Source organism: Pseudomonas brassicae (genome assembly GCF_010671725.1).
In the GTDB taxonomy this organism is placed as follows: domain Bacteria; phylum Pseudomonadota; class Gammaproteobacteria; order Pseudomonadales; family Pseudomonadaceae; genus Aquipseudomonas; species Aquipseudomonas brassicae.
This window is the reverse complement of sequence record NZ_JAAHBU010000614.1, coordinates 1-514: the sequence shown is the minus strand read 5'-3', so window position 1 is coordinate 514 and position 514 is coordinate 1. Positions and strand designations below refer to the sequence as shown.

General features: G+C 66.9%; 1 protein-coding gene. It reads left to right on the top strand.

Features of this window, described 5'->3' with window-relative positions; genetic code table 11:
- Window positions 1–207 precede the first annotated feature (207 nt).
- On the top strand, window positions 208–514 hold a 307-nt coding region (locus tag G3436_RS26635; RefSeq protein WP_163951337.1), incomplete at its 3' end, for an aminoacyl-tRNA deacylase.

Sequence of the window (514 nt, the reverse complement as noted above, 5' to 3'; positions counted from 1 at the left end):
GTGCAGCAGCATCACCGGGGCCTCGGGCGCAGCCTGACCGCTGGTCAGAAGCCCCAGTAGCAGTATCAGCAACAAGCCCCACCAGCGGCGCGCGTCCACCTGCGGATCTCCCGGTCGGGTATCTACTTGAAGTTTAGTCCGGCACGCGCCCACGTCACTGCCTAAACTTTAATCACCCGGGCCACTGTGCCGGGTAGGAGGTGCATCATGCGTATGGCAATAACCCTGCAGCGACGCCTGGACAAGGCCAACTGCGATTACGACCTGGTTCCACACCCGCATTCGTCCACCAGCCTGGAGTCGGCCCGCGCGGCCGGGGTGCCGGCCGAACGGGTGGCCAAGTCGGTACTGCTCGACGACCGCCACGGCAACTACCTGATGGCCGTGCTGCCGGCCAACCGCCACCTGGACATGAGCAAGGTGCGCGCCACCGGGCCCTGGCAGCTCACCCACGAAAGCGGCCTGCCGCACCTGTTCGGTGACTGCGAGCGCGGCGCGATACCGGCGGTGGGCG